The following is a 26,133-nucleotide window of genomic DNA, read 5'->3' on the forward strand; positions in this document are numbered from 1 at the left end:
AACCGGCCCAGGCACGATGTGCCCAGCCTCTTTCAACCGCAAACGGAGTTGGTGCAAGGAGTGACGATGAATCTGAACGACGCGAGTAAGCTGCCGCTCAGCGAGCCCGGAAGCGTGCCCTGTTTCGACTCGGCAGAAAACGCGCAGGGCTGGCTTGCTCAGCAGGGCGTGAAATACGTTTTGGCGCAGTTCGTCGACATCCATGGCGTCGCAAAGGCCAAGTCGGTGCCGGTCGCGCATTTGAAGACGGTGCTCGAGGCGGGAGCCGGCTTCGCAGGGTTTGCGATCTGGGGTGTCGGCATCGAGCCGAACGGCCCCGATTTCATGGCCGTCGGCGATCTCGCGACGCTCACGCCCGTTCCCTGGCAGCCGGGCCTCGCACGCATCGTCTGCGAGGGGCACGTGAACGGCGAAGCGTGGCCGTTCGATTCACGCGTCACGCTCAAGCGCCAGGTAGCACGCCTGACCGAGCGCGACTGGACCCTTTTCACAGGACTCGAGCCGGAATTCTCGCTGCTGCGCCGCTCCGCTAGCGGAACCCTCGAACCGTGCGACCCCAGCGACACGCTGGCGAAGCCGTGCTACGACTATAAGGGGCTATCGCGCACGCGGGTGTTTCTCGAGCGGCTCACCGAAGCACTGCGCTCGGTCGGCATCGACGTCTATCAGATCGACCACGAGGACGCCAACGGCCAGTTCGAAATCAACTACACGTACACCGACTGCCTGACGTCGTGCGACCACTACGTGTTCTTCAAGATGGCCGCGTCGGAGATTGCCAACGAGCTAGGCATGATCTGCTCGTTCATGGCGAAGCCGTTCGCGAACCGGCCCGGCAACGGCATGCACATGCACATCTCGATCGGCGACGGCAAGCGCAATCTGTTCGCCGACGGCGGCGACCCGCTGGGCATGGGCCTGTCGACGCTTGGCTACCAGTTCACCGCCGGCATTCTTGCGCACGCCCCCGCGCTCACCGCGCTGTGCAATCCGACCGTCAACTCGTACAAGCGCCTCGTGGTGGGGCGCTCGCTCACCGGCGCGACGTGGGCGCCAGCCTATGTGAGTTATGGCGACAACAACCGCTCGACCATGGTGCGCATGCCCGGCGAGCGCATCGAACTGCGTCTGCCGGACGGCTCCTGCAACCCGTACCTCGCAACGGCCGCCGTGATTGCCGCGGGGCTCGACGGGATCGACCGGCAACTCGATCCGGGCGCGCCGGCAAACGAAAACCTTTACGAGTGGTCGTCGGAGCGACTTGCCGCGCACGGCATTGCGGTGTTGCCGCAAAACCTCGAGCAGGCGCTCGACGCGCTCGAGGCGGACACGCTGATCTGCGAAGCGCTCGGCCCCCTGGCCGGTGAGTTCCTCAAGCTCAAGCGCATGGAGTGGCTCGAATACATGCGGCACGTGTCCGACTGGGAACTCAAGAGCTACCTCGAATTTTTCTAAGGAGAACACACAATGTGTGGAATCGTAGGGTTGCTGGTGAAGACGCCGGCGCTACGCGAGCGGCTCGGCGAGCTGATGGTGCCGATGCTGATCGGCATGACCGAGCGCGGACCCGATTCGGCGGGGCTTGCGGTGTTCGGCAGCGAGGTGGATGCGAGCCAGCGCAAGCTGAGCCTCTACGCGGGCTTCACGGACGAGGGCGCGCAATTTCCCTGGGCCGCACTCGCCGACGCACTCAACCACGCCATGGACGTCACCGCGCGCTTCGACGTGAAGGGCAATCATGCAGTGCTCACGCTCCAGGGCGATGCGGAGCGCGTCAAGGTGTGGTTGCGCGAGCACTATCCGAAGCTCTATCTGCTTTCCACCGGACGCTCGATCGATCTCTACAAGGACATCGGCTCGCCGGCCGAAGTGGCCGCGCGCTATGACTTCGCGAACCTCAAAGGCTCGCACCTCGTCGGCCACACGCGCATGGCCACGGAATCGGCCGTCACGCCGGACCGCGCGCATCCGTTCACGGCGGGAGAGGACTTCTGCCTCGTGCACAACGGATCGCTTTCGAACCCATATGGCGTGCGGCGCAAGCTCGAGCCGCTCGGCATCCGCTTCGATACCGACAACGACACCGAAGCCGCTTGCCGATTCATCGAATGGCGTTTGCGCGAGGGCGATGCGCTGCCCGAGGCGCTGCAAAAAGGCTTCGAGGAGCTGGACGGCTTCTATACGTTCCTGATGGGCACGACGACCGAGCTCGCGCTGATCCGCGATCCGTTCGCGTGCAAGCCGGCCGTGGTCGCGGAGAACGACGACTACGTAGCGATTGCCTCTGAGTTTCGCTCGCTCGCGCATCTGCCCGATATCCGCAATGCGAAGGTCTTCGAACCCGCTCCCGAGGAGATGTACGTATGGAAAGCCTGAATTTCGACCTCGAGACGCAGACGGTCCGGGACCTGAACCAATACCTGCACGGCGACACCGCGGCGCTGGCGGGGCAGCGCATCGCCGTCACGTCGCCGAATGGGGCACACAACATCGCCGTGGGCGTAGATGCCGACCTGCATGTGACGATCAAGGGCCACGCGGGCTACTACGCCGGCGGGATGAACCAGCAGGCGACGATCGTGATCGAGGGGAGCGCCGGCACGGGCGTCGCCGAGAACATGATGAGCGGCAAGGTGCATGTGCGAGGCTTCGCCTCGAACGGCGCGGGCGCTTCTGCGCACGGCGGACTGCTCGTGATCGACGGCGACGCGGGTCTGCGCTGCGGAATCTCGCTCAAGGGCGGCGACATCGTGGTGGGCGGCTCCGTGGGCAGCTTCTCGGCCTTCATGGCACAGGCGGGCCGCATGGTGATATGCGGCGACGCGGGCGACGCGCTGGGCGATTCGCTCTATGAAGCGGTGCTCTACGTGCGCGGCGAAGTGAAATCGCTGGGGGCGGACGCGCAGTACGAACCGATGAGCGATGCCGATCTCGACGCAGTGCGCGTGTTGCTGGCGGCGGGCGGACTGGATCACGATCCAGCGTCCTTCAAGCGAATCGCGTCGGCACGCACGCTCTATCACTGGAACGCCGACGCCAACCAGGAATATTGAACACACGCTCTCTGAGAAGGTTCCCAATGGATGCCAAACCCGTTCAATTCGTTCGTTTGCAGCACGAAGAGTCGCACGGCTACGACCGCAAGACGATCGACTATATCCACTCGGCGGCACAGCGAGGTCTCTATGAGATCCGCGGTCTGGGCGCGAAGCGCCACGTGCCGCATTTCGACGACCTGCTGTTTCTCGGCGCGTCGCTGTCGCGCTATCCGCTCGAAGGGTACCGCGAGAAGTGCTCGACCCAGACCGTGCTGGGCACTCGCTTCGCAAAGAAACCTGTCGTGCTGGATATTCCGGTCACGATTGCGGGCATGAGCTTCGGCGCACTGTCCGCGAACGTCAAGGAGGCGCTAGGGCAGGCCGCGACGGCGATGGGCACGTCCACGACCACCGGCGACGGCGGCATGACCCAGGAGGAGCGCCGCGCTTCGAAGACGCTGGTCTATCAGTGCCTGCCGTCGCGCTACGGCTTCAATCCGGACGACGTGCGCCGTGCCGACGCGATCGAAATCGTGATTGGCCAGGGCGCAAAGCCGGGTGGTGGCGGGATGCTGCTCGGGCAGAAAGTCAATCCGCGCGTGGCGGCGATGCGTACCTTGCCAGCCGGCGTCGACCAGCGCTCGGCGAGCCGCCACCCGGACTGGACCGGTCCCGACGATCTGGCGATCAAGATCCAGGAACTGCGCGAAATTACTGACTGGAACACGCCCGTGTATGTGAAGGTCGGGGCAACCCGCACGTTCAACGACGTCAAGCTTGCGGTACATGCTGGCGCGGACGTGGTCGTGATCGACGGCATGCAGGGGGGCACCGCGGCCACCCAGACCTGCTTCATCGAGAACGTCGGGATTCCGACGCTGGCTGCGGTTCGCCAGGCGGTGGATGCTCTCGAAGACCTGAATATGAAAGGGCAGGTGCAGCTGATCGTGTCGGGCGGCATACGGACGGGAGCCGACGTAGCCAAGGCGCTGGCGCTTGGCGCAGACGCCGTCGCGATCGGGCAGGGCATGCTGATGGCGCTCGGCTGCAATAGTGACAGCTACTTCCAGAACGGCGCACTGCATTCGGCGGCTGCCGACTATGCAGCGCTTGGCACGTCGCCGGGCTTCTGCCACCACTGCCATACCGGCAAATGCCCCGTTGGCGTGACGACCCAGGACGCCGTTCTCGAGCAGCGCGTCCTGCCCGACGAAGGTTCGCGCCGTGTGCGCAACTACCTGAAGACGTTGAACATGGAGCTGACGACGATCGCGCGTGCCTGCGGGAAGCAGAACGTGCATCACCTCGAGCCCGAGGATCTGGTCGCCCTGACCGTGGAAGCCGCAGCGATGGCACGCGTGCCGCTCGCGGGCACTTCGTGGATTCCTGGCTGGAACAATTAAATTCAGTTGGCTGGAATTTTTGACTCTGGGAAATTAAAGCAAAGTCCGTTAAATCACCAATCTTTCAGGAGCCCTACATGAGTACGCAAAGCACCACACAAGCAGCGCCGGCATCGTCAACCGGCCTGCGTGCCGGTACTTTAGGTTTTGCCGAGGTGATTGGCCAATCTATCGCAAACGTTTCGCCAACCTTTACTCCTTCGATCAATGTGACCGCGATCGCGGCGCTGGCGGGCGCGGGGACCTGGCTGATTTATGGACTTTCGACGCTCGGGCTGCTGCTGGTCAGCATGAGCATCATCGCGCTCTCGAGCCGGATTGCAACCGCTGGATCATTCTTCATCTATATTTCGCGCGCGCTCGGGCCGATGGCAGGGGGCATGGCCGGCTGGGGGTTGATCGCGGCGTATGTGGGCACCGCGATGGGGGTAGGTGCCGCAGGTGTGGTTTTCGTGCAGAATGCCTTCTCTTCCTGGGGCATCAATATCCCGTCGTGGGCGGTCTACACCGTTTTCATTGCTCTCGCCTGGTTCTTCTCCGCACGCGACGTGAAGCTTTCCTCGCGCCTCTCACTGGCGATCGAGGCAACGTCGGTGGTGATCGTGGGCGGCGTGCTGATCTACGTGCTCGCCCTGCATCCTGACCATATCATCGACCATACGCAATTGAGCCTGCAGGGCGTGAGCGGGAAGGGTATGGCGCAAGGCATGGTGCTCGGCATCTTCTCGTACGTGGGCTTCGAAAGTGCTGCCTCGCTCGGCCAGGAGACCCGGGACCCGCTGCGCATCATTTCGCGCGCCGTGGTCTGGAGCGTGATCCTGTCGGGCCTTTTCTTCATGTTCGTCGCCTATTCGATGACGATCGCCTACCACGACGACACAGCCAAGCTCGGCGCCGATTCGGCCGTGCTCAACACCTTGCTTGCGAGCGTTGGCGCCTCGCCGCTCGGCCCGGTGTTTTACCTGATCGCTTCGGTCAGCGCGTTCTCGTGTGTCCTTGCGTGCATCAACTCGTCCAGCCGCCTGCTGTACTCCATGGGGCGCTACCAGTTCGTGCACCGCTCGATGGGAATGATTCACCGCACGCATCAGACGCCGTATCTCGCTGTGGCGTTTTCCTCGATCGTGACGCTCGTTGTGTGCATTGCGATGCTTGGCGCCGGTCCGCTCAATACCTTCGGCTACACGAGTACGTTCGCCACCTTTGGCTTTCTGGTGACCTATTTTCTCGTCGCGGTTTCCGCGCCTCTCTATCTGAAGAAGATGGGCGTGCTCAAGCCGGTCAACGTGCTGTGGAGCGTGCTTGGCGCGCTGGCGATGGTCGGCGCAGTGATCGGCAGCGTGTATCCGGTGCCGGATTATCCGTATAACATACTGCCGTATCTGTTCGTGGCGTACATGCTGGTCGGCACGGTCTGGTTGCTCATGCTGAAGAAGCGTTCGCCCCAGGTGCTCGAGAAGATCGAGCACGATCTGGAAACCAGCGACGTGATGACTCACGGCAAAAAGTAAATGACTGAACCGCGCTCCGTGGACCACCTTTCCGCACCGGCTGCGGACCGGAGGTCGGTCCATGCAGCCGGGACGGCCGTTGCAACTCGCGAAGCGGATTCCCAGGAAGTCGACCTGCAGTTGCGGCCCGAGCGCGGCGAATGCGCCGCGCTCGAGATCGGCTGCGTCTCCCGCCCCGCGCGTCTGCGTGGGCAAAATCGCGTCAACGAGGACTATTTCGGCGTGATGCTCGGCGACCTGGCCGCGCGCGCCGCGCGTGGCAGTGTGATCGCGCTGGCTGACGGAGTGAGCGGAAGCCAGGGTGGCCGGGTCGCGGCCGAGCTTTCGGTGCGTACCTTCATCGATGCGTATTACGGGCTACCCGAAACGCTCCAGCCCAGCGTGGCCGCTGCGCGTTCGCTACAGGCGCTGCACGGCTGGCTGCACCACATGGGCCGCGTCGATCCAAAGCTTAAACAGATGGCCGCGTCATTTGCGGCGCTGGTCATACGGCGCGCCACAGCGTATCTGGTCGCAGCCGGAGATGTCCGGCTCTATTTGCTGCGCGACGGGCAACTGGCACAAATCGGCGAAGACGACATTGTGCCGGTCGCTTTTGGTTCGTACGTGGCGCACGCCATTGGCATGAACCCGGCGCTCGTGACCCGCTTCGAAACGTTCGAACTGCGTGAGGATGATCGCCTGCTATTGTGCTCGGACGGTCTTTACCGTCATGTGCCAGTGCGTGAACTGCAGACGGTGCTCGCGACGCGCAATGGCGCGCTCGAAACTGCGCGCCGACTCGACGCGCTGGCACTGACGCGCGGTTCCCAGGACGACGTTACGAGCGCCGTGATTGACGTTGGCAGCCTGCCTTTGCTCGACGGCGGGTATCTGGAGCGAGTGGTCGGAATGCTGCCGATTCTCGCCGTGCCCGACGCCGGTGAGGTTATCGATGGATATCTGCTCAAGAGCGTGCTCAGCGATGGCTTTTATTCGCGGATCTTCGCCGGCTACGATCTGGCCGATCCGGACACGCCACTGGCGCTCAAGTTTCCCAAACCGCGCGTCGAGCAAGACGAGAACATACGCCAGTCGATCGTGCGTGAGCGCTGGCTCGCAGGCAAGGTTGGCGACGCCGGCGTGCTCGCGCCGCTGCCTGTTGACGCCAATCGGCAAACCCGGCTTTATGTGGTAATGCCGCTCGGCGCGGGAGTCACGCTCGAAAAGCTGCTTTCGGCGCCCGAGCCCATAGGGCTGCCGCGCGCGATCGGAATCGCACGGCAATTGGGCCGCTCGATCGACGCGCTGAATCGACGCAATATCTTCCATCGCGATATCAAGCCCGAGAACGTGCTGGTGATGCAGGACGACAGGACATGCCTGCTCGACCTGGGCTTTGGTTATATGCCCGGTATGGAGCTGCCGGGCTCAGCCTGCGCGCCTGGCTCGCCCGCGTACATGGCGCCTGAGTTGATGAGGGGTGCGCAAGGCGATGCGCGCTCGGAGGTATTTGCGTATGGCGTGACGCTGTACCGGCTATTCAGCGGCGGCAAACTGCCGTACGGCTTCAATGGTCGCGTGCCGCTCTACGAGTACCGGCTCGACGCGCCGCATTGGCTTGACCTCGTGCTGGAGAAAGCGCTGCAGTCCGATCCCGCACGCAGGTATCAGGACGTACTGGCGGTTTGCGCCGATCTCGAGCGCCTTTCGAGCGGCCAGGGTGCGATGGCTCCGGTTCGACGCAAGCCCTTGCTCGAGAGCGAACCAGTGCTGTTCTGGCAGGGGATCTCGATTCTATTGCTGGCGCTGCTGCTGTGGTCGCTGATACGGCGATGAGCTTTCGCGTTGACATGCTGGCACATTGAACCGCGAGACCGGGGCGCGGTGGGCTTTCGGATGGAAGGTTGCCTCGAAGTGCGATGTGCCACCCGTGTATCTGCGCGCACTTAGGCGCCGACTGAAGCGAGGTATCCACGGAACTTGCGTTGCGCCTGCGTGCTAACCGTGTGTGTCGACCCACGCCTTTGCCCAGGCGATTCCCGCGTCCTGCGCCTCCTCCTCCGAATCGAACAGATCGAGAACTCCGGAAGTGCAGATGAGCTTGTTCCCCTGGATGATGGTCCCGCCCCCCGCGTAGCGCTCTGGCGTCAGCAGCTCTGCCTGTTGCGCGATGGCATGACCCCACAAATCGTAGCCTTTGTAAGTCTCTCGTTCCATCTTTCTGGTGCCTGAAGGCGGGAGCCGTTGCTTATCTCGTTCTCATCTTAACTTCTCTCCTCGACGAGGGCATGCCGTCACGCGCCGAAGCGGCAGCCTGCGCTTTCTGATCGCGGCCCGGCAAGGCTTTCGTCCTGTCGGCATTGTTTAAGCTCGATTTAAGTGACGCTACGTACTCTTCGAAAGAATCCTTGAGCGGACAACGACTCGAGGCATCCATAGACGCAAAGAGGTTGAAATGGTGTACCTGATTACCGACCTGAAGATGATCGAAAGCTACGGCCGCATCAAGGCTGACAGCGGCAAGGATGCGCTGGAAGCGTTTGCGCTCAGCGAGGGCTTCCCCAACCTGATGGAGTTTGCTTCGGCCCAGCCCACGTTCGTCAACGACTTGATGGCTGTTCAACTGCAATAAGGAATACTGACGTGGCCATGACTTTGGGGCAGGCCCTCGTGCACGCTGAGCAGCTGGAAGCCTCCGGGGTGATTTCCAGAACGGCGCAGGCGCTCATCCGGCTGAAACAGGAGTACCGTGACGTCGTCGGCGCGGAAAAATACGAACAGATCATCGAGGAAGCGGGCCTGGCGCATCCGGACCCGCAGTGACCCTGGCGCCGCCGGTCGCTACTTTTGCGACTCGAGCATGTCCAGGTTGGCTTGCGCGGTCTCCTCGGGATGCATCGAGCAGTAAGCGTCGAAGAGGGTCGAGCATAGTTGCGCGAGTGCCGCGAGATTCACTGCCTGGCCCGCATGTTCAACTTCCCCGGCGTTGAGTATGTCGTCAACGACGGGGGCGAGACGGCGCAGTTGCCGGAAAGTCTCCGCATCGATTTCCATTGCACTTCTCGTGTTCAAGCGCCGGGGCGCACTCGACAAACCCTTACGGTAGCACTTCAACGACGCACCCGCAGAATGCGACTTCGGCAGAAGCTGAATACCCACGCTGATACTACCCTTTGGGGCGATGTTGATGCGTTGCACAATGAAAATCGAATGTCCGTCCGATTTGGCCGCAACGTTTGCATCGACCTGAATGTAAGACCACCCGATATGGCCCGATAACGGGCGCAAATTCGAATCCATGCACATTGCGTAGTTTATTGTGCAATGCACAGAAACAATGGCTTTTCAGCGGCCAACAAAGGGAATACCCTTAGAAAATTCCCTTATCGGAGGCTTGTGGTTGTGTCGACTCTTCTCGAGCAGGACGGGCTGGTAGCGACCTGGCGTCGGATGCACCCCAGCGCCGATTCCGGGGCGTGGGAATGCTGTGAACTCGATGGCCGCGGTGAAGTGGTGCCGCATCCTCAGCCCTCGGCACGGCGCCAGATTGTTCTCACCGACGTGTACTGCCAGATCGCCGAACAGATCGGTCACGTGGCAGCGATGTCGGTTGCCGTGGCGACACCGTCATTTGGCATCCGCGTACCCGACGTCGTCTGGATGCCGCCTGAAAAGTGGGAAGGGTTTGACCGGGACGATCCTGTTCCGTTTGTGCCGGATCTGTGCGTCGAGGTGCTCCTCGACCGCAAGTATGCGCACGACATCGGCGCGCGGGTCAGGGCGTACCTCGAGGGCGGCGCCCAGGAGGTCATCGTTGTCGGCCAGCGCGGAGAGCTGCAGTTCTGCGGCGCCAATGGGCTGCGGCAAACTTCGCAGTTCGGCATCATGCTCACACTCGAGCGGATGTACTTCGAAGCGTTCGCTCCGTCTTCGCACTGATCATAAGATGAGCGTCGGCCGACGCTCGCGACTCCACCAGCAGTACTGACTAGTCCAGCGCGAAATCCGCCGGGGCCTCCGGCTCCCTGGCGTAGCGGAACACGTTCAAATCATCGTGCTCGATAGCGGGCTTCCTGCCTGAAATCAGGTCGGCGAGAAGCTGCGCCGAACCGCACGACATGGTCCACCCAAGCGTGCCATGGCCCGTGTTCAGGAAGAGGTTGGGCACGGCAGTGCGGCCAACAATGGGCGTGCCGTCCGGCGTCATCGGCCGCAGCCCGGTCCAGAACGTCGCCTTCGATGTGTCGCCGCCACCCGGGAACAGATCGTTCACGCACATTTCGAGTGTCTCGCGCCGAGCCTCGCGCAGGCGCTTGTCGAACCCCACGATCTCGGCCATGCCGCCCACGCGAATTCGTTTATCGAAGCGCGTGATGGCGATCTTGTAGGTCTCGTCGAGGACAGTCGAGACAGGGGCGCGTGCCTCGTCCAGGATCGGCGCCGTGATGGAATACCCCTTGAGCGGGTAGACCGGAATCTTGACGAGGCCAGACAGGAAACTCGTCGAATAGGAACCAAACGCGACAACGAACGCGTCGGCATGGATGAGCCTCGTTCCGTGACGGACGCCAACGACCTTGCAGTCTTCGACGACGAGCGTATCGACGATCGTGTTGTAGCGGAACGTCACACCGGCCTCCTCGGCGAGCGCGGCAAGCCTGGTCGTGAACAGCTGGCAGTCGCCTGTCTCGTCGCCAGGCAAGCGAAGACCGCCGGTCAATTTTTGCGAGGTTGCGGCGAGGGCCGGCTCGACCCGCGAGAGTTCGCCTGCACTGAGCAACTCGTAGGGAACGTTCGCCTCTTTGAGGACGGCGATGTCCTTTGCCGCGCCGTCGAACTGCTGCTGTGTCCGGAAAACCTGCAGCGTCCCGCCGGTTCGTCCTTCGTACTGGATGCCCGTTTCCGCGCGCAGCGCCATCAGGCAATCGCGGCTGTATTGCGCAAGCCGCACCATGCGGTTCTTGTTGATGGCGTAGCGCTCCGCCGTGCAGTTCTGCAGCATCTGCCACATCCACTGCAGCTGGAACTGCTTGTCCGCGTCATCCGGGCGGATGGCGAGCGGGGCATGCTTCTGGAACATCCACTTAACGGCTTTGAGCGGAACACCAGGGGCCGCCCACGGCGCCGCGTATCCCGGAGAAATTTGCCCGGCGTTCGCGAAGCTCGTCTCGAGCGCAGGACCGTGCTCGCGGTCGATGACAGTGACTTCATGGCCGGCGCGCGCCAGATAGTACGCGCTCGTCACGCCGACGACCCCGCTGCCCAATACCAGAACTCGCATATCCGTAGTCTCCCCAGCCAGGCGGCCGCCAACATCTGATGAACGCTGCCGGTATTCGATCTGGCAGTCGATGAAGGAATGCTAGCGACATGCGAGCAGTTTTCAATAATGTTTAGCGGGTTATTTCTGGTTGAAATAGCCATGTCGCCTGGAGGAGGACGGATGTTTTCAAACCGGCTTCACGGCTGAAGGATTGTTTGCGAAATACGCGAACAGTATTGGAAGGAATCGGGATAAATTCATCGACGTGTGCATATACACTCTGGCTCATCGATGTCACGGCGAAGGAAGCTAACCCTGCGGCTTCGTCGCTGTCACGTCGGACAACCAGCAATCGACGCGCCTTCCCATCTTTCTTCGGGTAAATCATGTCCAAGCTCTTTTCTGAAGTCAAAGTCGGCCCTTACACGTTCTCGCACCGGGTCGTTCTTGCACCGCTCACCCGCATGCGCGCCGAAAGCGGCGCGATTCCCGGCGCACTCATGGCGGAGTATTACGCGCAACGCGCGTCGGCCGGCGGCTTTCTGATCGGCGAGGCCACCATCGCTGCGCCGAACGGCAACGGCTATCTCGGTGCGCCTGGCTTGTACGACGATAGTCAGATTGCGGGCTGGAAGCGCGTGACCGATGCCGTGCACGTGAAAGGCGCGAAGATTTTCCTTCAGCTCTACCACGCTGGGCGCCAGTCGAACTCGGAGCTGCAACCCGATGGCGGGCGGCCCGTGGGTCCCTCGGAAGTCCCTCACGGCGGCGTCGCCTACACGGACGCCGGCTGGGTTCCGAATACGCCGAATCGCGCCCTTGAGACGGATGAAATTGCGGGTATCGTCGAGAGCTTTCGCGCTGCGGCGGCACGCGGCGTCGCGGCGGGCTTCGACGGCGTGGAACTGCACGCCGCAAACGGCTATCTGTTCGACCAGTTCCTGCAGGACGGCAGCAACAAGCGGACGGACATCTATGGCGGTTCGTTCGAAAACCGCGCCCGCCTGTTGATGGAAGCCACACGGGCTGTGATTTCCGTGTGGGGAAGCGACAAGGTTGCCGTGCGCCTTGGGCCGAGCGGGTCGTGGGGCGATATGTCGGATAGCGATCCTGTCGGCTTGTTCGCGTATGTTGCGCAAGAACTCGCCAAGCTGAATCTCGCGTACCTGCACCTCATCGAGCCCCGCATTCTCGGCAATGTCGAAAACGAGGGCGCCGATCCCAATCCCGTTGCTGCCCAGCTCATTCGCAAGCACTATGCGGGCACCATCATCGCGGCCGGCGGCTTCGACGGCGAAAAGGCCGAGGCCATCCTGCAGGCGGGCGATGCCGATCTGGTTGCATTCGGTCGTCACTTCATTGCGAATCCCGATCTTCCGGAGCGGCTGCGTCGCAAGCTGTCGCTCAACCGGTACGACCGCCCCACGTTCTTTGGCGGCACACACGTCGGTTATACGGACTACCCGTTCTATCAGTCCGGGACGCAGGCAGTAGCCTGAGCAGGGCGGCCGCCCAATTGCGCGAATTCAGTGCGATATTGGGCTCGTTTCGGGCAATTGGTTCAGCGCGTCTACGCCTACACTGTCTTTCATGGAGCGAGACGTTGGCTCCATCCCAGGATTCCCCTCCTGCGGTCGAGTTGGACCATACCGTGTACCCGTTGCAGAACAGCAGTCCGGCAGTTGTAGTCGTATGTGGCAGAGTTGAGTGTCAATGTCGAAGCACCACGCTGTTGAATCAATGAGGAGTGCAGGGCAACTCGTTGTTGAAGTGCAGAGTACCGTGCAGTTGAAGAGCAGAGCATCGCGCAGTTGAATCACGCAGTTGAAGAGCAGAGCATCGCGCAGTTGAATCACGCAGTTGAAGTGCGGAGCAACACGCAGTTGAAGTACCGCTTCATCCAGGCAGTATGCGATTGCAAGTCCAGGCCGCTTACATCGGAACGGGTGTGAGCGGCCGCCGTTCGTCTGCCTGGGTCACGTGTACGAGTGCGTGTTCCCGGTCGAGCATTGATTCGCTCCGCCATTCGCGCTACCTTTACGTTTGTCCTGTTCGTCGAGTGCCGGTCAACGAGGGGAGAATCGTTTCGTGAAGAGAGCGTGGGTTTTCCCTTGCGTCGTCGCCTTGGGCGCGATCCTTGGCGGTTGCGGCAAGGAGAGTTCGCGAAACGTCACCGAGGCGTCGGGCGCATCTGCGAGCCAGGCGCCGGGTCAGCCCGCGCAGGGCGCAAGCGGCACACCTGCCGCATCAGGCGCGCAGGTTGCGGGCGCGCTGGGTACCGTCACCATGAAGCAGTTGCCGGGGGAAGCGACCGAGACACTGCGGCTGATCAAGGCGGGCGGCCCCTTTCCTTTTGCGGACGACGGCGTCCTGTTCCGTAACACGGCGCAATTACTGCCGCAGCATCCACGCGGCTACTACCACACATACACGGTGCGCACCCCGGGCATGACGGATCGTGGGCAGCGCCGGGTCGTATGTGGTGGACCGCGCAAGCAGACCAGCGACTGCTATTACACCGACGACTACTACGTCAGCTTCAAGCGCATTGCCGGGTAAAGGCGAATCCAGATTTCGTCGTACCTGAGCGCATGCTCGGGCGCTAAATCAATAGCTCCAGGGTTTTGAACAAGGCGAGGTCTTCTTTCTTCGCCGAGCGCGCGTGGCGGCGTATCACCTGCAGCAAACAGTCGATGAAAGCAACGGCCGCGCGGCTCAGTGTGCTGTTGCGGCGCGTGACGATGCCCAGTTGTCGGGGTTCGAACGCTTCGCGCAACGCGAGCGAGCGCAGGCGGCCTCCGAACGGCGGCACGTGGCTCAGGATCGTCGGGCTCCACGTGCACATGTCTGCCTGCTCCACCATGGTTTGCAGCGTCGCTACCGACTGCGCGCGCACAATGCGGCGTTCGTCGATCTGCGCGCCGTGGCGCGTGAACAGATAGTCGACCAGATCGCGTTTGCCGTCCGGCGCGAAATTCAGCACCCAGTCTTCATCGAGCAGTTCGCGGATCGAGCGCGCCCGCACTTTCCGGTGTCCTTCCCGCACCATCACCGACGATTCGTAAGTGAGCACAGCCTCGGATGCGAACTCCTGCTCACTCGCGCCGGGCTGCAACTGGCCGACGGCGAAATCCATGCTGCCGTCGCGCAGCAGCGGCTGGGCAACGGCCATCAATCCTTCGACCAGTTCCAGACGGATGTCGGGCATGCGCTCGCGAAACAGCCGTACGGCCTCGGCCAGAAAGGTCAGCGTAATCCACGGCGTGACGCCCACCGTGAGACTGCCTTCCACACGGCCTCTCAGTCGCTCGAGGTCGTTGTGTGCGTGTTCGAGTTGATTGAGCACGATGCGCGCGTGCGTGAGCAGCACCTTGCCGTGCTCGGTGAAGGTAATGCCTTCGGGCGCGCGGATCAGGAGCGGCAGGCGCTCGTTTGCCTCCAGTTCGCGCAGCGCGCGCGTGACTGCCGCCTGCGAAAGCCCAAGCGACCGGGCCGCGCCGCGAATACTGCCGGCGTCCGCGCTGGCGACCAGCGCTTCCAGTTGGTGCAGTTTCATGTCAGCGTGCGCGGCGAGAGAGGTGGGGTGACAACGGTGGGTTGTCATCATAACAAAACGCTGGCTGTTCCCCGGAATTTGCGCTGCATACGATTCGCTCCACGATGCACGAATGGACTGAGGAGGCGAATTGAGCAGACAGTGGGTTTTGCCCGAGGTGGCGGCAATCGAAGGCGACATGATTGCGTTGCGCCGCCAGTTGCATGCGCAGCCCGAACTGGGCTTCGAAGAACATGTGACGAGCGCGCTTGTCGCCGAAAAGCTCGAAGCATGGGGCTATCGCGTGACGCGGGGCGTGGGCGGCACGGGCGTGGTCGCCACGTTCGAGCGCGGCAGGGGGTTCAGGCTTGGGCTGCGCGCCGACATGGATGCGCTGCCCATACGCGAGGCGACGGGCCTTCCCTACGCCAGCGGCAACGAAGGCGTGATGCATGCCTGCGGCCATGACGGCCACACGGCGATACTGCTGGCAGCCGCTCGATGCCTCGCGCAAACCGCACAGTGGCGCGGCACGTTGCACCTGATTTTTCAGCCGGCCGAAGAAGGCCTGGGCGGCGCGCGCAAGATGATCGAGGATGGCCTCTTCGAGCGCTTTCCCTGCGACGCCGTGTTCGCGATGCATAACGTGCCTGGCTTCCCGGCAGGACGAATCGGCTTTCACAGCGGCGCATTCATGGCCAGTGCGGACGAGGTGACGATCCGCGTGATCGGCCGCGGCGGTCATGCGGCCGCGCCGCAGCAGACGATCGACCCCGTCGTGGTCGGCGCCTCGATCGTCATGGCGCTGCAAAGCGTGGTGGCGCGCAACGTGGCGCCGCACGATCAGGCCGTCGTCAGCGTCGGCGCGCTGCACGCGGGGAGCGCCTCGAACGTCATTGCATCGCACGCCGACCTGCACCTGAGCGTGCGCGCGCTTTCGGCGCCGGTGCGCGAACTGCTCGAGCGCCGCATCCGTGAAGTGGCGCACGGGCAGGCCGCGAGTTACGGCGCGCGCGTGGAGATCGACTATCGCCATGACTACCCGGTGCTCGTCAACCATAGCGACGAGACCGAGGTGGCGCGCCGCGTCGCGCTCGAATGGGGCGGCCCGGAGATGCTGCTCGACGGCCTGCGCCCACTCATGGCGAGCGAGGACTTCGCGTACATGCTGGAGCGCTGCCCCGGCAGCTACCTCTCGATCGGCAATGGTGACGGCGAGCAGCACTGCTCACTTCACAACCCCGGCTACGACTTCAACGACGCGAGCCTTGCCATTGGCGCGAGCTACTGGGTCAAGCTCGCAGAACACATTCTGCAATAGCACCACAGAAATCGCAGAAACCACCGAAGCAATTGAAACAACCGAAACGACACGAAGGAGACGGGCATATGAAGCAATGGACGATGGCGCTTTCACTGGCGCTCGCTGCGGCGGCAACGGCGGGACAGGCGCACGCGGTGGACCTGAAGGGCCGGGAGATCCGGCTCGCGGTCGATCCCACTTACCCGCCGCTCGAATACAAAACGCCGGACGGCAAGCTCACGGGCTTCGGCGTGGACATTGCCAATGCGTTGTGCGCGCAACTGAACGCGCATTGCGTATGGGTGGAAACGAGCTTCGACGGCATGATTCCAGGCCTCATCGCGCGCAAGTTCGATGTCATCTCTTCGTCGATGACGATCACGCCCAAGCGCGCGGAGCAGATCGCCTTCACGAACAAGATCTCGAATGCGCCCGCGCGGCTCGTCGTACGCCGCGGCTCGCCGCTCCTGCCCGATGCGGCTTCGCTCAAGGGCAAGCGCGTGGGCGTGGAGCAGGGCACGAGTCAGGAAGACTACGCGCGCGCGAAGTGGCAGCCCGCGGGCGTGGAGATCGTCCCCTATCAAAACCAGGACCAGGTCTATACCGATTTGACGTCGGGCCGCCTGGATGCCGCGTTTCAGGCGTCGATCGCCGCAAGCGACGGCTTTCTGAAGCGCCCTGAAGGCAAGGACTTCACGTTCGCGGGCCAGGCCATCGACGACCCGAAATTCTTTGGTCAGGGCGACGGTCTCGGCCTGCGCAAGCAGGACACCGAACTGCGCGAAGCCTTCAACGGCGCACTCGCCGACATTCTCGCAAACGGCACCTACGCGCGTATCAACAAGAAGTACTTCGACTTCGATATTTACGGCTCGAAATAACTCTGGACAGGTCGTGCAATTGACCAGGGCGGGCGCAAGGCATGCGATCCGCCCTGGTGACGAAAAGCGGGCTATGTATTCGCCTGATAATAAGTATGACTTATAAAAACGGAAGACATATGAGCAAGAGGAAGATCGTTTGCGTCATGGCGCTGTGCGGTGCGGCGGCGCCAGCCTTTGCGCAAAGCAGCGTGACCCTGTACGGTTTGATCGACGAGGGCATTGACTATACGAACAACGTCGGCGGTCACGCCGTCTACGAAATGACGAGCGGCTACGCCCAAGGCAGCCGCTGGGGTCTGAAGGGCACTGAAGACCTGGGCGGCGGCAACAGCGCGGTCTTTCAGATCGAAAGCGGCTTCAATGCGAGCAACGGGACGCTGGCACAAGGCGGCCGAGCCTTCGGACGCCAGGCGTACGTTGGTCTCGCCAATGAACGCTACGGCACGCTCACGTTCGGGCGTCAGTACGACGCCGTGGTGGACTATCTCGCGCAGACGACGGCGAACGGCAACTGGGGCGGCTACCTGTTTTCGCACCCCTACGACAACGACAATACCGACAATACCTTTCGCCTGAACAACACGATCAAATACGCGAGTCCGACGTTCGGCGGCTTCTCGTTCGGCGGCACGTATAGCTTCAGCAACGACACGAACTTCGCGAACAACCGCGCGGTGAGCGTGGGGGCGCAATACACGGTGGGCGAATGGCTCATCGCCGCGGCCTACCTGAACGCCAGCAACCCCGCGCTGACCTCGGGCGGCGCGATTGCGGGCGCGAGCAGTACGAACGGCGCGGACGGCAATTTCGCTTCGTCGCGTCTGCAGATTTTCGGCGCTGGCGTGAGCTACACAGCGGGCTCGGCAACGGTCGGCTTCGCGTACACCAATACGTACATCGGCCAACCTGTGGCGAACGTCGGGTATCTCACCGGTGACGAGACGATCCAGCCGGTGACGGGGCCGCTCGCCGGCGGCCGGGTGACGTCGCTCAGGTATCAGAACTTCGAGGTGAACGGCAAGTATCAGCTTACGCCGGCTTTCTACGTCGGAGCGGACTATGTCTACACGCTCGTACACTACGACGCGACGACAGGCAGCGTGAAGCCATCGATCCACTCCGTGGGCGTGATGGCCGACTACAACCTCTCGAAACGCACGGACGTGTATCTGCAGGGCGCATTCCAGCTCGTGGCGGGCGACAAGACCGGCTCGTCGCTCGACCAGGCTTATGTGCCCGGCGCGCAGGATCTCTCGTCCACTTCCCGCCAGGTCGTGGTGCGTGCCGCCATTCGTCACAGCTTCTGACGTCGCAGCCTGCACGCGGCGCTCTGCACGGTCTGAGCGCCGCCCATGGTGATTTTATGAAAGACTCAGGTTTCGAAAATTAATCGGATAACTAAGTATTGTGGCGCGTCGACGTATGCCGCATCGCGGGAACGAAACCGAATCGCCCCCGTTTTTTTCTCCAGCATTTTTGGGCCGTTCCCTTTAAAATTGGCTGATCCTGCAGTACCGGAGCACTACCATGGAACGAAAGAAAGCTGAACACATCCTGCTCGAAGCCGACGAGATCGCCGGCCTGGTTCTCAACGGCTTCGACATGACGATGGAAACCGACGCCGGGCGTGCGCTCTACGACCGCGCGTTTAACGCCTATATCCACAACGAAATCGGCGACTTGCCCGTTGGGGATCTGTACGACGCCTTGAACGGCTCGCCCGAAGCCTTTACCACAACCACGCCGCATTGAGCCGGCACCCCGCCGGATAACCACGAAGAGCCACGCTGCGAAAGCGCAAGAAATCGCAGCATGGCCTCATCTCGTCGTTACCCGTTCACTTCACATCGAACGAGTAATGTCCGGTCGTGCGATGCCCATCGGCGGCAACCGCGACCCACACCACCGAATACTTGCCGGGCGTCAGCGCGTTCAGCGCAACCGACATGCGCTTGCTGTTGCCCGCATCGACCTTGGCCTTCTCGCGAATGACGGATTTGCCCTGCGCGTCGGTCACGTCGATGGAGCTGAACGCGGGCTCGAGCCCATCGTCGAAGTCGATCACGACCGCGTTGAGCGTGGCCGGCGCGGTCGATCCCGCGGGCGGTTCCTGATGCTTCGGATAGGCGTGCGCCCATGCGAGGTGGGCGGCGAGCAGCGCGATCGAGGCAACAGCCGTGCGCAAAGTAGCGAGTTTCATGGCGATATTCCTGTGTGAATGTGCTGGCTTACTGGAACAGCGGCTTGCCGATCGTGCGCGGCGCGACATCGTCGAAGAAAATGTGCGCCTGCGCGAGGATGCCGACGTGCGAGCCGCTCGCCCGGTTGATCGGGATCTGTGCTTCGATGCCGAGCTGGCCGTAACGGTTCATCCAGATGAAGCCGGGGTTGACGGTCCCGGTCGTTTGTCCCTGGCTGCGCGAGAGGGGCACTTCGACCAGCGGGATGAGGTTGGAAAACGGCTGCGGCAAGCCGAGGTCGTGCACGTGCTGCTGCAGGTAGGGCAGGCTGTACTGGAACGTGAAGCCATAGTCGAACGAGTTCGGCTGCCCGCCTCCGGTCGTGAACGACGGTCCCGCTTCTCCGGTGATGGCGATGGGCCGCAGCCAGGCGAGCGAGTCGGGCAGATCGCCCATGCCCTTGCCGGCGAAGACCGTGGGCGAGATCGTCGAGAAGTCGTTGGCGATCGCCCGGCTGCCGGTGCCGCCGAGTTCGGCGTTCACGCCGACCGAGGTCATGAATTCATGCGCATCGTTCACGTAGAGCAGGTACTTGAGCCCCACGCCGAAGTTGTCGAAGCCGCGCGCGGTGGGGTTGTTCTGCATGACGTAGCCGCCGTCCACCGAGAACGCGAGCCGCGGCGTGATGAGCTTGTCGTACTCGAAGCGGAAGGTGTTGATGCTCTGGTCGCCGGCGTCAGCCGGCACGCGCTGGTGCCCGAATTCGAGGTTGGCTTCGTCGCCCACGCCCGGGTCGTCGACGGAGAGCGTGGAGGGGAAAACGCGGTCGCCTGCGATGGCGTGTGCATGGGCCACGCACGGTCCGAGCAGCAGCGCGCAGCCGACGAGTCGACCGAGTGTGCGAAGGTCGGCAAGAACGCCCGGCGCCATGCGGCTGGAAGGCGATTGGTCAGACATGAGTTGTCCTGTCGAGGAGCGAGGCACGCGCGCGAGCTTCGGCGGCGCGCGGGCAGACCCGGCGACACGCTGGGCGCGTCGGCCGGGATTGGCATGGTCGAGCCAGTCAGGACAGGGGTGGGGCGCGTGCGTGGATGTGGCCCGCGGGCGCGACGAGGCGAACGCTTTCGAACTGCGCCGCGATGCGCGCTTGCACGAGCCGGCCGACGACGAACAGCGCCACAGGTACGCCGGACACGACGGGCAGGTGCGCGAAGAAGCTGCAATAGCCGCAGTCCTGCATGTCGCCCGACGTTGCGTGCGTGCCCGCTGTGCCGCTCGCGCCGTGAACGTGATGCTCCATCGAAGGCATGCCGCAGGGCGCGCGTTCCACCGTGCCGGGCGCCATCTGCATGGCCTGGGCGGCAAGCAGATGCGAAACCACGGGCGCGAGCGTCGCCATGAGGAGCGCAAGCGTCCCCAGTAGACTGCCCAGCCTGAGATGGAATCGGCGCACGGCGTGAAGTGGCGGAAATAGTGCGGCGATTATGCCACGCGAGCCGCCATCCCCGCCGCGCGGCTGACGACGGCAGCGCCGCCCGTCAAAGCGATCGAGCCCGCGTGAAGCCGGCACGAAAGTGCCTTGAAGCGATCAGCCGCGCAGGCCGACTGTGTGACGCAATTCCTGGTAGCTGCGCAAGCCCGCGACGCCCAGTTCGCGACCGATCCCGCTCAGGCCGAAGCCGCCCCAGCACACTTGCGGGAAGATCAGTTGCGGGGTGTTCACCCAGACGAGCCCGGCGCGCAACTGCGCCTTGTAGCGTCGCGCGGCCTTTTCGTCGCGCGTCACGACCGTGGCGACCAGTCCGTAACGTGTATCGTTGGCGAGTGCGATTGCTTCGTCATCCGAACGGAAAGACTTCACGCACGCGACCGGTCCGAAAACTTCGTCGGTCCACAGCACGTTGTCCGCCGCGGGCTCCGCGATGACGACGGGCGCCATGAAGAAGCCATCGGCGCAGGCGGGATCGAGTTTCCCCGCGAACGCAATCTGTGCGCCCGCTTCGACGCCTTGCGCCACAAGGGCGGCCACGCGCGCGTGTTGGGCCGCGCTGATGAGCGGTCCCATTGCCGCGTCCGCACCTTGAGGCGGCGCGACCACGACGGCTCGCACCGCGGTCTCGAACGCGGCCATGAACTTGCGATACACGTTGTCGTGCACGAGGATACGCGCGGTGGCCGAGCACATCTGTCCGGCGTTGGTGAACGCGCCGCCTACCGCGAGCGAGACGGCCTGCGCCACGTCGGCGTCTTCGCGCACGATCAGCGCGGATTTGCCGCCCAGTTCGAGCGTGAGGCGCTTCATGTCCTGCGCGGCGGCCTGCATGACCTTGCGGCCCGAAGCCGTGCTGCCGGTGAACGAGATCTTGTCGACGAGCGGATGCGTCGTCAGCCACGCGCCGACGTCGCCGCCGCCGTTGACCACGTTCACGACGCCATCGGGCACGCCCGCTTCGCTCACGATTGCGGCGAGCATGTGCTCGGTGGGCGAGGTGAGTTCCGAAGGCTTGATGACGACCGTGCAGCCCGCGGCCAGCGCGGGTGCGAGTTTCCACGCCGTCGTGACCATCGGGAAATTCCACGGCACGATCAGCGCCGCGACGCCGACCGGTTCGTGCACGCGTTCGGCCAGCAGCGCATCGTCCGGCACCGCGACCGGTTCGGCGGCGAACGCCGAGGCGTCATCGCAGAGGCTGGCGTAGTAGTCGAACGTCGCGACGGCGTCGCTCACGTCGAGGTCTGCTTCGAACGGCGGCTTGCCGCTCACCTGCATCTGCATGGCAGCGAGGCGTGCGCGGTCGGCTTCCATCAGTTCGGCGATCTTGCGCAGCAGCTTGCCGCGCGCGGCCGGTGTGGTGTGCCGCCACGCGATGAGCGCATCGTGTGCGGCGTGCACGGCCCGATCGACCATCGCGGCCGTCGCGTGCTCCTGCCAGCCGATCGTTTCGCCCGTGGCCGCATTGCAGATGCGCGAGCACACTTCGCTGTCCGCGGCGCAAAAGGTTTCGCCCGCAATCACTGCGGCGGGCAGCACGAAGGCTTTGCCGTCGATCCGACGTTCGGTATTCGTAGCCATGAGGTGTCTCCTCGCGCCCTAGCGGTAAGCCACGCCGGGCATGATGCAAAGCATTTCGAAGGCGAGATTCGCGCCCACGAGCGCGGTCGTGCCGGCCTGGTCGTACGGCGGCGAGACTTCGACGAGATCGGCGCCCACTACGTTGAGCCCCTTCATGCCGCGCACGATTTCGAGGCCCTGGTGCACGGTGAGGCCGCCGATTTCGGGCGTGCCGGTGCCGGGCGCGAAGGCGGGATCGAGCCCGTCGATATCGAAGCTCAGGTACACGGGCGTGTCGCCCACGCGCTCGCGCACCTCTTCCATGAGCGGTGCGAGCGAGCGGTTCCAGCAGGCTTCGGCTTGCACGACGGTGAAACCCTGCTTGCGGCACCAGTCGAAGTCTTCGGCGTGATAGCCGGTGCCGCGCAGGCCGATTTGCGTGACCTTGTCGCATTGCAGGAGGCCATCCTCGACGGCGCGGCGAAACGGCGTGCCGTGCGCGATCTTTTCACCGAACATGGTGTCGTTCACATCGGCGTGAGCGTCGATGTGGACGACGGCGACCTTGCCGTATTTCTTGTGCAGCGCGCGCAGGATCGGCCACGCGATCGTGTGGTCGCCGCCGAGCGTGATTGGGCGGCAGCCTGTCTCGACGATGCGGTCGTAGGCCGCTTCGATCAGACGAATCGAATCCTTCAGGTCATACGGATTCGTTGCGACGTCACCGATATCGGCCACCTGCAGCGAATCGAACGGCGCCGCGCGCGTGGCCATGTTGTACGGGCGCAGCAGCACCGATTCCGAGCGGATCTGGCGCGGCCCGAAGCGCGTGCCGGAGCGATTCGAGGTGCCGATATCGAGCGGCACGCCCACGAAGCAGACGTCGAGGCCCTCGGTGGTCTCGGCCTGCGGCAGGCGCATCATCGTGGCGATGCCGCCGAACCGCGGCATCTCGTTGCCGCCCTGCGGTTGGTTGAACTGGCGTTCCATCTGGTGTGTCTCCGATCGTTAGAGTCAAATCGATCGGGCGATGGTAGGGGAGATCCCGCGCGGCCAAATATTGAAGTTGAGATGTTTACATCGATGGAAATCGATGTATGCGGGTCCTTAACAGGCCGACCAGCCTGACTAAACCGCGGCGTGGCCCCAGGCGATCAGTTCACGCTTGGTGCGCACGCCCAGTTTCGCGAAGGCGCGCTTCACGTACGACTCGGCGGTGGCCACCTGCACGCCCAGGATCTGCGCGGCTTCGGGCACGGTCTTGCCGGTGATGAGGTGCGCACAGGTCTCGTATTCGCGTTTGGACAGGCGCACGTTGTCGGCCGCAACGCGCGCGTCGAATTGCGCGAGCGGATGCATGAACGGAGCCGCATGGGCGATGCGCCGAGCCGCGCTCGTGGAGGCGTGCAGTTCGAGCAGCGGAAACAGAAACTCGCTCACGCTGCGAAAACGGTTCATTTCCACGAGCGTAAACGGCGGTTCGCGCAGCCCGCGTTCGAGCGCGATGGAGTCCTGCGCGTGGCGCGTGCCGCGAGCGAGCACGCATTCGTGGGCGATGCGCGCCTCGTCGAAGAGCCGCTGGCGGAATTCGCCCGGCGGCATCGCGCCGATGTCGCGCACCACCAGCATCGTGCCGAGCTTGCCGCGAATGCCCGCGAAGAGCGGATCGCTTTCGTAGAAGCGGTCGTAGTAGAGCGTCATCACGTCCGAGATCGCGCCCGAATCCATTCCGACCCCGCCACTGCCGATCCATTCGCAGCGATAGCCCGTGGGCATCGTGTTGTCCGCGCGCGAACGTTCGATATGCACGACATTGACCGGCACGACCTCGTTGAGCAGCAGCGTGAGACGCGGCACGAAATCGGGCGTGCCGACGGCCTCGATCACGTTGCCGAGGGTCTTGAACGAGAGCGGAAAGTTCGGTTGATCGCGGTTCAGCGGGGGGACGTTGAGCAGCATGGCACGCCCATTCATAATGGCTGATTGATTATAGCCGAACGCTATTGGCCGCCCAAAATGCCCAAATCACGCAGCAAAACACCGCTTGCCCCCCCTGAGGGGGGGCATACCGCAACCGCGCGAGTCGGTAACTTTGGCGTCACTCAATCAACTGGAAGCGACGCAAATGAGCAAACTGATTCAGGACATCGTGCCGCTGGGCGCTGGCATCGGCGAATTCACCAAACTGGAATACGGCATGGACGAAAGCGACTGGCGCGCCACGGTCGGCAAGAACAATCACTACGTGATCGGCTGGTGGGAAGGCAAGGTCGGCGCGGTGGACTTCCCGGCCACGACCGCCGACGAAGCGGTATGGCTCGTGGAAGGCAAGATCGCCCTGACCGACGCGAACGGCTCCCGCAAGGAATTTGCGGCCGGCCAGGGCTATCTGCTGCCCGCCGGCTTTGCAGGCCGCTGGGAAACCCTCGAAGACGCGAAGAAGTTCTACGTCGTGCTCGAACAGGCCTAAGGACCATGGCGAGCCGCCTTCAACGGGAGGCGGTTCTGTTTCTCTCGTTCCGCGCAGTGAAGCCAATCATGAGTACCCCTGCAGAAGTTGAAGTCGAATCGCGCCCGGGCGCCACGCTCAGCGTGCAAGAGGCGCTTTCGCGCACACGGTTCTTTCCGTACTGGCTCGACAACCCCGCCGAGCCGCCGACCGAGCCCAGGCTCACCGCCAACGTCGAGGCCGACCTGCTGATCGTCGGCGGCGGTTTCACGGGGCTATGGGCCGCCGTGCAGGCCAGGGAGCAGATGCCGCATCTGAACGTCGTGCTGATCGAGGCGGGTAAGGTCGCGCACGGCGCGTCGGGCCGCGCGGGCGGCATCATCTCGACTTCGGTGATGCATGGACTGCCCAATGCCGTACGGGTATTCCCCAACGATATTGCGCAGCTCGAAGAATTCGGTCATCACAACCTCGATGGCTTCGAGCAGACGCTCAAGCGCTACAACATCGACGCCGACATCGAATGGAACGGCGAAATGACGGTGGCGGTCGATCCGGAGCATATCGAGCACTTGCGCGGCGACTACGAGCTGCACAAGCGCTACGGGCACGATGTCGTTCTGCTCGACAGCAAAGCGACGCGCGAGCAACTCGATTCGCCGTTGTTCGCCGGCGCGCTGTGGTCGCGCAATCGCAGCGGCATAGTGCATCCGGCCAAGCTCGCGTGGGGCCTCAAACGCGCGGCGCTTTCGCTCGGCGTGAAGCTCTACGAGCACACGCCGCTCATCGATGTCATCGACGAAGGCCAAACTGTTTACGTGAAGACGCCCGAAGGCAGCGTGCGCGCGCCGCGCGTGGTGTTCGGCAGCGGTACGGCGAAGGTCGGCATTCCCGATATCAACCGGCGCGTGCTGCAGGTGCGCGACCACGTGCTCGCCACCGAAGCGCTCACCGAAGAACAGCTCGCGCGTATCGGCTGGAAGCATCGCCAGGGCATTTACGACACGCGCACGCAGCTCAATTACTTCCGCCTCACGAAGAACAACAACATCATCTTCGGCGGGCTCGTGAGCTATCACTTCGACGGCGATCCGAATCCCGCGCAGGACCAGAAGGCCGAGACCTACTATCGGCTCGCGCAGGCGTTCTACCGCACCTTCCCGCAGCTTGCGGACGTGCGCTTCTCGCATGCATGGGGCGGCCCGATCGACTACTGCTCGCGCGGCTCCGTATTCGCGAAGCGCTATCTGAACGACAAAGCTGTTTTCGTGGCGGGTTACACGGGCTTTGGCGTGGCGGCGAGCCGCTTCGGCGCCTTCATGGGCCTGAATATCCTGTTCGACCGCAACAGCCCCGAGCGCACGCTCGATATCGCCAACCAGAGCCCGACCTATATCCCGCCGGAGCCAGTGCGCTGGCTGGCCGCCAAGGTCACGTTCCATGCGTTCGACGGCGCCGACGCCGAAGGCGGCTGGAAGCGCGCGTGGATCAAGGGTATCAAGGCGATGGGCTTTCCGATGTGAGGGACTAGCG

28 protein-coding genes are annotated in these 26,133 nt (G+C 63.3%); 17 read left to right on the plus strand and 11 right to left on the minus strand.

The annotated features are described in order from the left end of the window. Positions 1-66 precede the first annotated feature (66 nt). From glnT to AB4Y36_RS30170, 6 genes are all read left to right on the plus strand, one after another. The gene (gene glnT / locus AB4Y36_RS30145) at positions 67-1,455 is read left to right on the plus strand and encodes a type III glutamate--ammonia ligase (protein WP_368684919.1); all 1,389 of its coding nucleotides are present in this window, start codon (positions 67-69) and stop codon (positions 1,453-1,455) included. 12 nt (positions 1,456-1,467) lie between these two features. Then, complete coding sequence (locus AB4Y36_RS30150; protein ID WP_368603380.1) at positions 1,468-2,376, plus strand: class II glutamine amidotransferase; 909 nt, start codon at positions 1,468-1,470, stop codon at positions 2,374-2,376. Continuing rightward, on the plus strand, positions 2,364-3,053 hold the full coding sequence (locus AB4Y36_RS30155; RefSeq protein WP_069266159.1) for a protein glxC: 690 nt from the start codon (positions 2,364-2,366) through the stop codon (positions 3,051-3,053). The genes AB4Y36_RS30150 and AB4Y36_RS30155 overlap by 13 nt, the downstream gene beginning before the upstream one ends. A 26-nt stretch (positions 3,054-3,079) precedes the next feature. Then, positions 3,080-4,441: an FMN-binding glutamate synthase family protein gene (locus AB4Y36_RS30160; protein WP_069266158.1), complete on the plus strand. Its 1,362-nt coding sequence runs from the start codon at positions 3,080-3,082 to the stop codon at positions 4,439-4,441. 77 nt (positions 4,442-4,518) lie between these two features. Beyond that, positions 4,519-5,952 (plus strand): APC family permease, encoded by a 1,434-nt coding sequence (locus AB4Y36_RS30165; RefSeq protein ID WP_368684920.1) that lies wholly within the window; start codon positions 4,519-4,521, stop codon positions 5,950-5,952. After that, positions 5,953-7,770, plus strand: a complete 1,818-nt coding sequence (locus AB4Y36_RS30170; protein ID WP_368684921.1) for a bifunctional protein-serine/threonine kinase/phosphatase — start codon at positions 5,953-5,955, stop codon at positions 7,768-7,770. Between the two features lie 162 nt (positions 7,771-7,932). Here AB4Y36_RS30170 and AB4Y36_RS30175 read toward each other — a convergent pair whose 3' ends face one another. Beyond that, positions 7,933-8,151 carry a hypothetical protein gene (locus AB4Y36_RS30175; RefSeq protein WP_069266156.1) on the minus strand — a complete coding sequence of 73 codons (219 nt, stop codon included), beginning with the start codon at positions 8,149-8,151 and terminating at the stop codon, positions 7,933-7,935. Between the two features lie 238 nt (positions 8,152-8,389). Between AB4Y36_RS30175 and AB4Y36_RS30180 the strand changes: the two genes are divergently transcribed. After that, entirely contained in the window at positions 8,390-8,566 is a 177-nt protein-coding gene (locus tag AB4Y36_RS30180; protein WP_176732920.1) for a hypothetical protein, read from the plus strand. Between the two features lie 11 nt (positions 8,567-8,577). Next, the gene (locus AB4Y36_RS30185) at positions 8,578-8,757 is read left to right on the plus strand and encodes a hypothetical protein (RefSeq protein WP_368684982.1); all 180 of its coding nucleotides are present in this window, start codon (positions 8,578-8,580) and stop codon (positions 8,755-8,757) included. Positions 8,758-8,775: 18 nt separating this feature from the next. On the opposite strand, the gene AB4Y36_RS30190 is transcribed toward AB4Y36_RS30185, so the two are convergent. Continuing rightward, positions 8,776-8,988: a hypothetical protein gene (locus tag AB4Y36_RS30190; RefSeq protein ID WP_342947076.1), complete on the minus strand. Its 213-nt coding sequence runs from the start codon at positions 8,986-8,988 to the stop codon at positions 8,776-8,778. A 348-nt stretch (positions 8,989-9,336) separates the two neighbouring features. Here AB4Y36_RS30190 and AB4Y36_RS30195 point away from each other — a divergent pair, with 348 nt between their 5' ends. Then, complete coding sequence (locus AB4Y36_RS30195; protein WP_368603385.1) at positions 9,337-9,873, plus strand: Uma2 family endonuclease; 537 nt, start codon at positions 9,337-9,339, stop codon at positions 9,871-9,873. A gap of 49 nt (positions 9,874-9,922) precedes the next feature. Here AB4Y36_RS30195 and AB4Y36_RS30200 read toward each other — a convergent pair whose 3' ends face one another. Together AB4Y36_RS30200 and AB4Y36_RS30205 are read right to left on the minus strand one after the other, a co-directional pair. Continuing rightward, a complete protein-coding gene (locus AB4Y36_RS30200; RefSeq protein ID WP_368684922.1) occupies positions 9,923-11,215 on the minus strand; it encodes a D-amino acid dehydrogenase in 1,293 nt (430 codons plus the stop codon). A 112-nt stretch (positions 11,216-11,327) separates the two neighbouring features. Beyond that, a complete protein-coding gene (locus AB4Y36_RS30205; RefSeq protein WP_368684923.1) occupies positions 11,328-11,585 on the minus strand; it encodes a hypothetical protein in 258 nt (85 codons plus the stop codon). Between AB4Y36_RS30205 and AB4Y36_RS30210 the strand changes: the two genes are divergently transcribed. Further along, positions 11,584-12,696: an alkene reductase gene (locus tag AB4Y36_RS30210; RefSeq protein ID WP_342947078.1), complete on the plus strand. Its 1,113-nt coding sequence runs from the start codon at positions 11,584-11,586 to the stop codon at positions 12,694-12,696. The two genes, AB4Y36_RS30205 and AB4Y36_RS30210, sit on opposite strands and share 2 nt — an antisense overlap. A 589-nt stretch (positions 12,697-13,285) precedes the next feature. Continuing rightward, positions 13,286-13,756, plus strand: a complete 471-nt coding sequence (locus AB4Y36_RS30215) for a ribonuclease (RefSeq protein ID WP_069266150.1) — start codon at positions 13,286-13,288, stop codon at positions 13,754-13,756. 43 nt (positions 13,757-13,799) lie between these two features. Here AB4Y36_RS30215 and AB4Y36_RS30220 read toward each other — a convergent pair whose 3' ends face one another. After that, the gene (locus tag AB4Y36_RS30220; RefSeq protein ID WP_368684924.1) at positions 13,800-14,753 is read right to left on the minus strand and encodes a LysR substrate-binding domain-containing protein; all 954 of its coding nucleotides are present in this window, start codon (positions 14,751-14,753) and stop codon (positions 13,800-13,802) included. Positions 14,754-14,883: 130 nt separating this feature from the next. On the opposite strand from AB4Y36_RS30220, the gene AB4Y36_RS30225 reads away from it, so the two are divergent. The 4 genes from AB4Y36_RS30225 (at position 14,884) to AB4Y36_RS30240 (ending at position 18,671) form a co-directional block, all read left to right on the plus strand. Next, positions 14,884-16,053: a M20 aminoacylase family protein gene (locus AB4Y36_RS30225; protein WP_368684925.1), complete on the plus strand. Its 1,170-nt coding sequence runs from the start codon at positions 14,884-14,886 to the stop codon at positions 16,051-16,053. A 68-nt stretch (positions 16,054-16,121) separates the two neighbouring features. Further along, complete coding sequence (locus tag AB4Y36_RS30230) at positions 16,122-16,916, plus strand: ABC transporter substrate-binding protein (protein ID WP_368616356.1); 795 nt, start codon at positions 16,122-16,124, stop codon at positions 16,914-16,916. A gap of 119 nt (positions 16,917-17,035) precedes the next feature. After that, complete coding sequence (locus tag AB4Y36_RS30235; protein ID WP_368684926.1) at positions 17,036-18,226, plus strand: porin; 1,191 nt, start codon at positions 17,036-17,038, stop codon at positions 18,224-18,226. Between the two features lie 220 nt (positions 18,227-18,446). Next, complete coding sequence (locus AB4Y36_RS30240) at positions 18,447-18,671, plus strand: hypothetical protein (protein WP_342947083.1); 225 nt, start codon at positions 18,447-18,449, stop codon at positions 18,669-18,671. Between the two features lie 85 nt (positions 18,672-18,756). Here AB4Y36_RS30240 and AB4Y36_RS30245 read toward each other — a convergent pair whose 3' ends face one another. The 6 genes from AB4Y36_RS30245 to AB4Y36_RS30270 form a co-directional block, all read right to left on the minus strand. Then, complete coding sequence (locus tag AB4Y36_RS30245) at positions 18,757-19,119, minus strand: copper resistance protein CopC (protein ID WP_069266144.1); 363 nt, start codon at positions 19,117-19,119, stop codon at positions 18,757-18,759. Between the two features lie 28 nt (positions 19,120-19,147). After that, the gene (locus tag AB4Y36_RS30250; RefSeq protein ID WP_368684980.1) at positions 19,148-20,029 is read right to left on the minus strand and encodes a hypothetical protein; all 882 of its coding nucleotides are present in this window, start codon (positions 20,027-20,029) and stop codon (positions 19,148-19,150) included. A 133-nt stretch (positions 20,030-20,162) separates the two neighbouring features. Further along, positions 20,163-20,669: a DUF2946 domain-containing protein gene (locus AB4Y36_RS30255; RefSeq protein ID WP_368684927.1), complete on the minus strand. Its 507-nt coding sequence runs from the start codon at positions 20,667-20,669 to the stop codon at positions 20,163-20,165. Positions 20,670-20,687: 18 nt separating this feature from the next. Then, on the minus strand, positions 20,688-22,172 hold the full coding sequence (locus AB4Y36_RS30260; RefSeq protein WP_368684928.1) for an aldehyde dehydrogenase family protein: 1,485 nt from the start codon (positions 22,170-22,172) through the stop codon (positions 20,688-20,690). Between the two features lie 18 nt (positions 22,173-22,190). Further along, entirely contained in the window at positions 22,191-23,141 is a 951-nt protein-coding gene (speB, locus tag AB4Y36_RS30265) for an agmatinase (RefSeq protein ID WP_069266141.1), read from the minus strand. A gap of 138 nt (positions 23,142-23,279) precedes the next feature. After that, positions 23,280-24,110, minus strand: a complete 831-nt coding sequence (locus AB4Y36_RS30270; RefSeq protein WP_368684929.1) for a helix-turn-helix transcriptional regulator — start codon at positions 24,108-24,110, stop codon at positions 23,280-23,282. 166 nt (positions 24,111-24,276) lie between these two features. On the opposite strand from AB4Y36_RS30270, the gene AB4Y36_RS30275 reads away from it, so the two are divergent. Further along, a complete protein-coding gene (locus tag AB4Y36_RS30275; protein WP_368684930.1) occupies positions 24,277-24,621 on the plus strand; it encodes a cupin domain-containing protein in 345 nt (114 codons plus the stop codon). 68 nt (positions 24,622-24,689) lie between these two features. Further along, a complete protein-coding gene (locus AB4Y36_RS30280; protein ID WP_368684931.1) occupies positions 24,690-26,123 on the plus strand; it encodes an NAD(P)/FAD-dependent oxidoreductase in 1,434 nt (477 codons plus the stop codon). The last annotated feature ends 10 nt before the right edge of the window (positions 26,124-26,133 follow it).

The sequence above is a fragment of the Paraburkholderia sp. BR10936 genome (assembly GCF_040965735.1).
Lineage (GTDB): Bacteria > Pseudomonadota > Gammaproteobacteria > Burkholderiales > Burkholderiaceae > Paraburkholderia > Paraburkholderia nodosa_A.